Genomic DNA, 8,946 nt, shown 5'->3' with positions numbered 1-8,946 from the left:
TGCACACCAACACGCTTGCCGGTGCCATTCAGGTCACGCACCCTAAATTTAGAGGTTGACGGACCATTAGTACTGCCGCGGCGCAGCCGATGCATCGTCCAGGAACGGTTGTTCCCAAGGCGGTGTCATTGGGCGAGTCGCCTGTTGGGGCATCAGCTCTTCGGCCTCCGGGAGGTCTTCGGCGCGATCGAGCAGCTCGCGGCCTTTGGCGATCGCATTGGAGGCGTCGGCGCGAATTTCTTCTCGGTTGAATCGGATGGTCGTCTCGTTTTCATCACGTTGGATCGTGAACCAACCGGCCATGAAGGCGCAAACTGCCAAAACTCCCAAAATCACAAGCGTCCGAAACATCTCACTTCCCTCTTTGGTTCGTATCACCCTGGAACGTTCGTCCCTGAAAGCGGCAGTCTACGAAGAGTCGCTGGAACAGTGAAAGATCAGTCCGTGGGGGCGGGGTGGTGACGACGTTGCCCTTCGAGCACCGCGGTTAGCGGCCACCAAACGTCATGTGTCTTAGCGGCAGGGCGCGAGCCCTCCGGTTTTCCGTTCTTTGTTAGCGGCAGGGCGCGAGCCCTCCGGTCTTCCGTTCTTTGTTAGCGGCAGGGCGCGAGCCCTCCGGTCTTTGAAGCTGTTTCAACGCTGAAACCCGACGGCTCGCGGGCTGTCGATTGAGTGAGCCGTGGTGCGTAAGCGGCCGGGCATTCGGGCGCCCGCCCGAGGCCTTACGGCCAGCGGCTCACCATTGACTCAGCCGATCACGACTAAATCGACAGCCCGCTCGCGCCATTCCGCTAACACCTTCCATTCCGCTCGCACCACCACTCCAATTTTCGACGTTGCCAACAACCGCTACGCCGCTTTCTCTTCGGCGGCATTGAGTTTGTTGTACAGCGTTTTGACGCTCACTCCCAATTCCTCGGCGGCGGCCTTTTTGTCACCGTCGTTTCGTTCGATCGCACGTTCAATTGCAATCATTTCCATTTCTCGAATGGTCATCGGGCCGGCGTCACGAATTTCGCTTCGCAACTGGCGGCGGCTGAAGTGGCGTGGCAAATGTTCCGCATCGATCGGCAGGGCATCGCACAGGATCGCGGCGTGTTCGATCACATTGGCCAGCTCACGCACGTTGCCGGGCCACTTGTGTGCCAGCAGCTCTGCGGTGGCCTGCGGTGTGAACAAGGCGTCATCATCGCCGTCGCTGCGGTGGCGGCGCAGCAGGTGAACGGCCAGCGGCATCAGGTCGTCGATCCGTTCTCGCAGCGGCGGCACATGGATTTCGAAGGTGTTGATGCGAAACATCAGGTCTTCGCGGAACTGTTCCTCGCCGACCATCTTTTCCAGGTCGCGGTGCGTTGCGCAGATGACTCGCACATCGACGCGTTTGGATTGGTTGCTGCCCAATCGCCGGATGTCGCCGGTTTCCAACACGCGCAACAGTTTGGCCTGCATCGTCATCGGCAACTCGCCGATCTCGTCCAGGAAGATCGTGCCACCGTCGGCCACTTCGAACAGTCCGACCCGCGCGTTGTCGGCGCCCGTGAAGGCGCCTTTGACGTGTCCGAACAGTTCGCTCTCGATTAAGTTTTCCGGCAGGGCACCACAGTTGATGGAAACCATCGGCTCGCCGGCCCGCAGACTGGCCTGGTGGACCGCGCGGGCGACCAGCTCTTTGCCGCATCCGGTTTCGCCCAGGATCAAAACCGTGCTGTCGGTCGGCCCCACTTTGTCAATGACCTTGCGGACCTGCAGCATCGACTTGCCGTCGCCCACCAATTCGGAATCTCCCTCCGCTTGGCGGACGCGGTGTTCCAACGCCGCCAAACGTCTTGATTGGGACAGGCGATGATAGACTTCGCTGAGCAAGGCTTTGATTTGTTTGAAACTGCACGGCTTGCTGATGAAGGCAAACACGTGGTTTTCGATCGCGGTCAAGGCGGACTTCAGGTCGGGTTTACCGGTGATCACGACCGCTTCGATCTCTGGGCGGATTTTGCGCGCCCGCGCGATCACTTCGGCACCCTTGATGCCCGGCATGTCCAAATCGACGATCAGGCAATCGAACGGCTCTTGCTCGAGTGCGGCGATCGCTGTTTCTCCATCGGGGCAGACGACCACGCTGTGGCCGAGTTTCTCAAGCTGAGTCTTCATCAGCGTCTGCAGCGACGTTTCGTCGTCGGCGTACAGGACGTGCATGGATTCACATTCAGGCGACTTTTTGGACATCATTCCACTTGGTCGAAGAGGGCAGGTCATCGTGATCGTTCAGCTCCCGCGACGTGAAGAACGTCGAATCGGAAGCGGACTCTTTCTTGGCGGGCTCGGTCGGAAGCCGCAAGATCATTTTGGATCCACGGCCTTCCCCTTCGCTGTGCGGCGTCAAAGATCCGTGGTGCAACGACACGATTCGATAGCTGATACTCAAACCCAATCCGGTGCCGCTGTCGTCGCGGCGGCGGGTAAAGAAAGGCTCAAAGAGATGGTCCATCACTTCCTGGTCCATGCCGCATCCGTCGTCTTCCACTTCGACGACGGCTTCCTTGATGCCGCTGAACGGGTCAATCTCGTGCCGCACGTAGACGTCGACTTTGCCGTCGGTGTCCACCGACTCCAGGGCATTGGAAACCAGATTCAGAACGACCTGCTGGATCTCCTGGGAATTGCAATACGCCGTGACGTTTTCGCCCGCGTGCGTGCGGATCGTTTTGCAGCGGTACTCGCCGACTTTTCCGACCATCGAGACCACTCCCGCGACGAGTTCGCCGAGGTCTTCTGGATTGCGACTGGAATTGCTCAGGCGACTGAAATTGAGCAAGCGTTGGGTGATGCCCTTGCAGCGAAACGCTTCCGATTGAATCAGCCCCAGGTTGGTCTGTAGTTCTTGCAAGAAATCCTGATTGAATCGTTCTTTTTCGTCCGCCGGCAGGTCTTCGAGTGTCCCTTCGAGCGCCTCGGCGCCCCAGGCGATCGCACCGAGCGGATTGTTGATCTCGTGGGCAACGCCGGCGGCCAGGAATCCGACGCTGGCGAGTTGTTCGTTCTGAATCACTTCGCGGGTTCGCTCACGCACCTCCTGTTCGGCACGCTGTTTGGCCAGCGTTTCGTTGGCCACCGCGCGGTTGAATCGGTCGGTGATGTCGTTGACGGTGTCGGCCATCAATCCGATTTCGTCGCTCGTCCCCAACAGGATTTTGTGTTGGTGGTGACCGCTGGCGATCAATTGCGAGCCACGGAACAGGGTTCGAAACGGCACGACGATCAGCGTCCAAAACTGCCACGCCATGAAGATGATCAGAAACGCGGACAATCCCGTGTAAATCCAAAACCCATTGCGGTTCGCCCGCTGTTCGTTGCGGACGTTGTCGCGAAACTTTTTCATCTTTCCTTGGATTTCGCCGAAGTACGCGTTCGTCAGGCTCGCGAGGTCGTCGATGCCCTTGCCAATTTCCAACTGCCTGGCGTCGTGCCGCGAAAACGTTCCCACCAGAAGATTGCGTTGAGACCAGGAGTCGATGACTTTGGTCAACAGGGTGTCAATTTCTCGAAGGCTCACGTCTTGTCGGCCTCTGTCGAGCAACAATCGCGTTTCACCGCGTTCGCTGGGCCGCGCCAGAACGGTCGACATGTAGGGTGCCAGATGCCGACGGAAGTGCGTCAGGCGATCATCGATGCTGAGCTCGTCCATGCCGAGCAGGGGGCCTTCGATGCCCTCGAATCCGATCATTTGATTGGACTCGATGCTTGCCTTTAGACCGATGAACTGCTCGTACGACTGCCTCAGCAACTCCGCCTGTTGATTGAGTTCGTGGGCATGCTCGATCTCGTCGGCCAACAGGCTGATCTCGTTCGCCAGGTAGCGGTCGCGGGCGAGTTGAGACCAGCTGTTAAAGACCAACAGCCCGATCACGAACACCAGGCCACACAGGCCGGCGATCATCTTGGTACGGATTTTCCATTTTCGCATCGCTGCCGGTGCCTTCCCTTGCACGAATCAGAGCCAACTGTCCACCGTGAAACTCGGCTGGCGACGACGATACGGACCGCACCGGTCAGCGGCAAGGTCAACCCGATCCGAATCGGCACAGAGGGGGAAATGCACTCGCTCGGTGGGGGAATTTCGCGATTTCCATCGCGCCGTGAACCTTTTGGCGGGGCGTGCGTCATAGAGCACAGTCAGATTGTTCTTGCTTTTTACTTGCCGAGTAAGGATACTTCTGGTGTCGGGTCGCACTGACGCGGTGCGACGGACTACTTCCGAACGCTTCCGGCACCACTCTTGTTGGCGCAAGGGTCGGACGCGTCAAACCAAAGTTTTAAAAGGAGGTGATCAAGTGGATTATTGCTGTACTAGCCAACGGGGAAGCAACCCGTAGACCAAGTCGGCGGGCTGACGCTTCTGGGTCAGCTTCCCCACTCGAGATCATCTTTTTGATCGCGAGATACATGCCCGTTCGTCGAGATTTTACCTTGGTCTCGGCGAGCGGGTTTTTTTGTGCCGCCCATGGATGCCATCGAGGCGCGCGAGCACCGCCGTCAGAACGCACCCTCCCGCGTGCAGGTCGTGCAGCTTTAAAGCCACCCTCCTGGCAGGAGGGTCGAGCGCAGCGAGGGGAGGTCGAACGGTGAATTGGTCTCCACACCTCTCGCCACGTCAAAAAGGCGACGTCGATTGCGTTTGCTCATGGTTGATTTCCTGTGGCGGGCGTCACTCCGAAGCCTCGACTGCCTCTGGAACCGGTGCCGACGACGATGAGAGCGTCAGCGCGAGAATTCCAAGGAACGTGAGGGCAAATCCGAGCAGCAACAACCAAACCAACGTCCATCCGATGATCGCCAAGCAACCGGTCGTCGACTTGATGTGGGGATCCGTCGTCGGCGTGTAAGGATTCGATTCATTCATCCCCGAAATTGTACCCGCCCCCCGAGCAACCCGCTGGCCTCGTCAACGCCTGCACTCCGAGCGATTCGGCATCAGCCGCTGTCAACCTTCTCGCTGGACTCCGTGACATTGCCGCCAGGGTGCCGGATCGATAAACTTGCGATTCTTGCAACGGGACCGCATTCCGGCGAAGCCTGCCACCAAACGCACGCGCCGCCAGAGCAAACCGCCCCCAACCCCACCCGCGCCCATAGCTCAGCTGGATAGAGCATCGGACTTCTAATCCGACGGTCGGAGGTTCGAATCCTCCTGGGCGTGCCTTGTATCCGGTCCCGTTTCGCCAGACCCCGCCAAAACCGGGGTTTTCTCATCCTCGTCGTCTTCGGTGGTGGGTTCTGGCGGAGGCTGGGCGACACTGGTGACACCACCCGTGACACCACCGAACGGATTGTTGCTGGCAGCGCGTTCCCAATGAGCGTCAGTCGTCTGTAAGTAGTGACGCTCAGCTATGCGGGAAGATTGCCCTAGCCATCCGTTGACAACGTGTGCCGGGAATTGTTCTTCAAGGTCGGTTCTGCAGGACGCACGAAGGTTGACGAAGCATTTCTGCCAAGGAACGAGCCCCGCAGCTTCAATGATGCGGTGGCACTGAGTCCGAAGATTGGTTTCGCGGTCGCGATACCGGCTGACCACATGGATCGCTGGTTCATCCCCGGTTCTATCCCATGCAGCATTGAATAGTGGTCGAAGCGGCTCAAAGATTGGGCAGAAACGCAGGCCGGTTTTCGGTGAATCAATCCGCAATCGGTTTTCATCCCATTGCACGTCGGACCAGGTCAACGCTTGAATCTCACTGGGACAGCGAAGTCCCGCGTATCGGCACAGCCCGATGATCAACGCCCATTCCGAATCACACTGCGATAGAATCGACTTGGTGGCCTCAGCAGTGACATAGAATTGTCGGTCAGGATTCACTTCGCCGCCGATTTTGTGCCCCGTTCCCGGGTTCTCGGCGATGATTTGTGCGTGAACGGCTTCTTTCAAAAGCGTCCTCACCATTTTTGCACGTTTGTTTGCCGTTGCTTCTGCCAATCCTTTCGTCTTGGACATCCAGCGATGCCAAGCAGCGAAATCCGCCTTCGTGATTGAACTGAGGGGCCGATCGTAGCCGAAATGATCAGTGAATGACTTGGCGCCTTGGCGATAGTTGCGGGCCGTTCGTCCTTCCCAACGATCGGTAATCAAGTGCTCGAAGTAATGGCCGCAAAGTTTCATTTCGGCGGTCACCGACGTGCGGCTTACAGCCAGGCCCCACTTGGTCAGCGTCTTATGAATCCGCTGATCAACGCCCCGCACCCACTTCGCAGCCTCGGCGTCGGCCGTAGTATTGGCATCCGCAGCACGAGCGAGTTCTTCGACGTGTCGCATTACCGTGTTGGCAACTCGCTTGGAAGTGTTACCAATCCAAAGTGATCGACGTTTACCACCCTGTCGAAATTGCAGCCTCCAGCCTACTCGGTTGCCGTACTTTTCTTTCCGTAAAGTTGCCATCATCAACTCCCAAGTTGTTGATTCCCAAGATTAATGAACGTCGCGGCGGGTCGGCTTGGGACCGATTTTCGACCGCTAAATCTAGCCGCGACAGCGGCTAGTGTACCTGTTGTTGGGTGAGAAGGGCGGACAATTTCTTCGCAGTCTCGCGCCATTCCCATTCGTTTGTTTCTGTACTGGGATGGGTTCAGCCGGCCGGCGGTTAAACCAATTCACTGAAGTCACTTCAGTACTTTCTCACTTCAGCGATTTCACTGAAGTCACTTCAGTAATCGCGTTCGATCGACTGAAGCAGCAACGTGAGGATCCAATCGTGATAGGGGACTGAACCCATCGCTTCTGATTGTTGTTCGGACTTTTGGGTGGCAATTCTCATCGACTGCAACGGGTCGAGGATTGTGTTCGCACATCCGATCGTGGTGTTTCGAATCCGATGATCAAATGCTTGGTCGCCACTCGCGCGATCGGGCAACGGAATAGGATTCGCCTTCGTGCCCTCCCGGTAGGGGATAAGTCAATCGATGACGAAGAAGGACTCCACCGGCGCGACGGCCCTCGCTTATCTGCCAGCTCGCTCAATAGTGACGCCGTCCGTGGTCAATGAGGTTGTTGCGTTCGAATTGGGACGGGTTGGGACGGGTTTTCCTACTAGCCCCTAAGAAAGTCTTTTCTATGGGGCTAACAGGAACACTGGTCCCAACTGGTCCCAGTGGAATCTAGAACTCATCCATAGGACGGTCATCAAGGAGGCCAATCCCGTGGTAGACGACTTTATCCCGATGTGGACCCGACTTGGCTTTCCCCTTGTGGTAGCGTTCTGCCATAGCCTTACCGAAGGCGGTCGTGCTCCACTTTCCGCCCCAGTCCTTGTATGCGTCGAACAGGAGTCTGCTTCGTGTTTCGGCACCATCTACTTTCACGCAACATTCGGAAATGAACTGGGCAAGATGGTCCTGATCCTCGCGGTATTGTTGGGTGAGCCGCTTGACCGCCTGCGGTTCCACAAACCCATTCTCGCGGTAGTCCCTGTATCCCACAAACAACCAGTTCAGAACGCCCGGGCCCTCGTTGGCAATGATCTCAGCGTGGTAGTCTGGCTTAGGCTTAACACGTTGCCTCAGGTCAACGGCGAACGGAATGATCTTGAGCCGCCGCCAGATCCCTTCATCGGTACCGCTTACTCGCGGCAGGTGATTGGTTGCCAGCCAAAAGGTGTGCGTTCTTCGAAACATCCAGAAATCCTCCCTACATCTACGAGCCATGACGTAGTCATCACCGGTCAATTCCTTCACTCGGCTTTCCCGCATTCGACTGCCTTGTTCCGGCTCGCTGACCGCGACGATTCGCTTTTGGTATAGCGAGGCTTTCTCGGTTGGGTGACTGTTTTTGTCTCCGAGCAGAAGCGAGTCATTTGCTACTAGTCCGTAGTCGCCAACCAAACCAATAATGGTGTTCCAAACGAAACTTTTTCCGTTGCAGCCACTCCCGTATGCAATTGGTAAGAAATGCTCACCCGTTTCCCCAACCAATGAGTATCCCAGGACTTGCTGGACGTATCGAATAAGCTCCTTGTCACCATCAAATATGAGGTCGATAGCTGCATTCCACTTGGGGCATTTCGCCGTCTCGCCGTAGCAAACATCGGCGAGTTGTGTGATCAGGTCTTCGCGACGATGTAGCCTGAATTGCCCAGTAGCCATCTCAAATATCCCGTTTTGGAGGTTGATGAGACTCACATCGGCGTTCAGCGAGCCATGATCGACAATCACACGCTGATCCGCCTTGGCCAACTCGAGAAAGGACTTGATTCCGTGCTGCTTATTCGCCGTTCGAACGAAACTCATTACGGCCTTACATTGTTCCGCGGGTTGGTTACCCTTCTTCACGAAATCGTTGAACAGGATCCAAAGTGAATCCGCGAAACCGCGTGCGTACTGCAAGGCGATGGTGGCGCCGTCATCAATAATCCAACGGCGTCCGTCCCAGATCAGCCACTTGCGCCATCTCGGCACGTACCGGAGATCGTTCCCACAATCGTCTATAAATCGCGTTGCAAGTGAGTTGTCGGTACGTTCGGATTCATCGAGTAGCCAAGACGATCGTGGATGGCCTGCTGAATTCAGCTCATTCGTGGATTCGTGCGCCGGGCCGGAGTGGATGATAGAATTCGATTGAGTCCTGTTCGGGGGTGATTGGTGCTCAGGCATCGGTTGCCCCCTTTTCGCTGTTGGCTTCAATTGAGGAGACTACCGCGGTTGGCCGATACATACGCCGTTTTCCGATTTTGACCGACGGAATTTGTCCGGCACGTCTCGTGCGATCGAGCGTTGACACACTGATGCTCAGCATCGCGGCCATCGTCTCGCCATCGACGAGTTCGGGACGTGCGTCCAGGAGCGGCTTCATCGCATCAACAACGCCACTGATGATCGCAGCCAAATCATGGTCCGATAGCGAGGTTGCGACTTCAAAGCTGTGATTCATCGGTCGCCCTGTAAACGCCCAGGAGCACCATGGGT

The 8,946-nt window shown here is 57.0% G+C and carries 7 protein-coding genes and 1 tRNA gene; 1 reads left to right on the top strand and 7 read right to left on the bottom strand.

What is annotated here, in order from left to right:
- Window positions 1–66 precede the first annotated feature (66 nt).
- From NZK35_RS29920 to NZK35_RS29905, 4 genes are all read right to left on the bottom strand, one after another.
- Window positions 67–351 carry a hypothetical protein gene (locus tag NZK35_RS29920; protein WP_259636206.1) on the bottom strand — a complete coding sequence of 95 codons (285 nt, stop codon included), beginning with the start codon at window positions 349–351 and terminating at the stop codon, window positions 67–69.
- 498 nt (window positions 352–849) lie between these two features.
- A complete protein-coding gene (locus NZK35_RS29915; protein WP_259636205.1) occupies window positions 850–2,193 on the bottom strand; it encodes a sigma-54-dependent transcriptional regulator in 1,344 nt (447 codons plus the stop codon).
- Window positions 2,194–2,203: 10 nt separating this feature from the next.
- The gene (locus NZK35_RS29910) at window positions 2,204–3,961 is read right to left on the bottom strand and encodes a sensor histidine kinase (RefSeq protein WP_259636204.1); all 1,758 of its coding nucleotides are present in this window, start codon (window positions 3,959–3,961) and stop codon (window positions 2,204–2,206) included.
- Window positions 3,962–4,702: 741 nt separating this feature from the next.
- Window positions 4,703–4,897, bottom strand: coding sequence for a hypothetical protein (locus tag NZK35_RS29905; RefSeq protein WP_259636203.1), 195 nt, complete (start codon window positions 4,895–4,897; stop codon window positions 4,703–4,705).
- Between the two features lie 223 nt (window positions 4,898–5,120).
- Between NZK35_RS29905 and NZK35_RS29900 the strand changes: the two genes are divergently transcribed.
- Window positions 5,121–5,194 (top strand) — tRNA-Arg (locus NZK35_RS29900).
- On the opposite strand, the gene NZK35_RS35030 is transcribed toward NZK35_RS29900, so the two are convergent.
- The 3 genes from NZK35_RS35030 to NZK35_RS29890 all read right to left on the bottom strand — a co-directional run.
- Window positions 5,156–6,151, bottom strand: coding sequence for a tyrosine-type recombinase/integrase (locus NZK35_RS35030; RefSeq protein WP_407699851.1), 996 nt, complete (start codon window positions 6,149–6,151; stop codon window positions 5,156–5,158). The genes NZK35_RS29900 and NZK35_RS35030 overlap by 39 nt on opposite strands.
- 992 nt (window positions 6,152–7,143) lie before the next feature.
- Window positions 7,144–8,634, bottom strand: a complete 1,491-nt coding sequence (locus NZK35_RS29895; protein ID WP_259636202.1) for a DNA primase family protein — start codon at window positions 8,632–8,634, stop codon at window positions 7,144–7,146.
- Window positions 8,627–8,946: helix-turn-helix domain-containing protein (locus NZK35_RS29890; protein WP_259636201.1), on the bottom strand; the 320-nt coding region annotated here is incomplete at its 5' end. The genes NZK35_RS29895 and NZK35_RS29890, both read right to left, overlap by 8 nt.

This window comes from Stieleria sedimenti, from assembly GCF_025060895.1.
GTDB lineage: Bacteria > Planctomycetota > Planctomycetia > Pirellulales > Pirellulaceae > Stieleria > Stieleria sedimenti.
Note: the sequence above shows the minus strand (reverse complement) of the source record. Positions and strands in the feature narration are given on the sequence as shown.